This is a genomic window from Actinomycetospora sp. (assembly GCF_055612215.1).
Map to the genome: position 1 here is coordinate 1 of NZ_JBVPVA010001018.1, position 1,390 is coordinate 1,390.

Consider the following 1,390-nt stretch of genomic DNA (forward strand, 5'->3'; position numbering starts at 1 on the left):
TCGTCGCCGCTCTTGATGCCCGCGAGCAGGGCCGAGCGGGCCTGACGCGCCTCGCGCGACTTGGCCTGGGCGGCCTCGCGCTGCTCCGGGGTCAACGTCGGGAGTGCCATGAGAGTCTCCCTCTCCTCACCTGCGCAGGTCATGGGTCGGTGCCTACCGGCCCGAACTCGGGCCGACGGGTGCCATCGTGACCGGGGACGGATGTCCGACCGGCTGCGACACACCATGGCGCACCGCATCTCGGGCTCGAACGTCGGGGGCAGGTGGTCGAGCCCCGACGCGCCGATGGTTGCGGGACGCTACACCTCGCCCGATGTCGACCACGCGCTGACCTGGTGTTATCTCTCAGCGTGAGCAGGATTAGGCTGACCAGGTGACGTTTTCGCGATCCACTTGAGGAGAAGTTGCACGAAGAGTGACGGTACCGGGGTCCGGCAGCCCGGCCGGGCCCATCGCTCGAGGAGCAACCGTCATGACCCAGCAGGCCGACCCCCGCCTCCCCCTCATCGACAGCTCGATCGACGCCGACACCACGACGCCCGGCACCGGCACACCCCCGGTCCAGACCGCCGGGTGGCCACCCACCCAGCACACCGCGCCGCCCTCCCCGCCGGCCGGCTTCGGGCCGGTGCCGCAGGGTCCGGTGGGCCCGATGCCGCAGGGTCCGCAGGCGCCGCTGAACACGCTCGCGTGGGTCTCGGTGGTCGTGGCGTTCGTCGCCTCGCCGGTCGCGATCGTGCTCGGCATCCTCGCCCGCAGGCAGATCGCCCGCAGCGGCGAGCGCGGCCGCGGCCTCGCCACCCTCGGCGCGGTCCTCGGCTCGGTCTTCACCGCGATCGGGATCGCGACCGCGATCCTCGTCCTCGCGCTGGCCACGACCGTCACCGCCACCCTCCAGGCCACCGCTCCGGTACCGGCCGTCGACGCAGGCGCACCGGCCTCCGTGCCCTCGGTCGTGTCGGCGCCGTCGTCGGCTCCGGCCGTCCCGAGCAGCGGGGACGCCTCCGAGGGGCAGGCGCAGCTGACCGCCGGCTTCATCCAGGTGGGTTCGGCGGCCGACACGATGTCGACCGACATCCAGTCCCACCGCGGCGACCTCGACGCCATGCAGCGTGACTTCGCGGCCTACCGGGACGCGATCGCGAAGTTCCGGACGACCGCGACCACGGTCACGCTGTCGCCCGACGTCCGCGCGAAGGTGGACGCCGACCTGATCCCGGCGATCGACCGCACCCTCGCCGACCTCGACACGCTGTCGACGACACAGAACCAGGGCACGCTCTCCGCCGCCGCGGACCGGCTCCAGACCGACTCCCAGGCGCTGGTCACCGCAGCCACGGCCGCCATCGGCGGCTGACCCCAGGGGGACCGGCCCGGTGCCGGGGCGCCG

At 73.2% G+C, this 1,390-nt stretch carries 1 protein-coding gene and 1 pseudogene; one reads left to right on the forward strand and one right to left on the reverse strand.

What is annotated here, in order from left to right; translation table 11 throughout:
- Nucleotides 1-110, reverse strand: a pseudogene (locus AC0CYZ_RS27645) (integration host factor, actinobacterial type); the annotation flags it as partial.
- A gap of 362 nt (nucleotides 111-472) precedes the next feature.
- Between AC0CYZ_RS27645 and AC0CYZ_RS27650 the strand changes: the two are divergent.
- Nucleotides 473-1,357, forward strand: a complete 885-nt coding sequence (locus AC0CYZ_RS27650) for a DUF4190 domain-containing protein (RefSeq protein ID WP_472221319.1) — start codon at nucleotides 473-475, stop codon at nucleotides 1,355-1,357.
- Nucleotides 1,358-1,390: the final 33 nt, after the last annotated feature.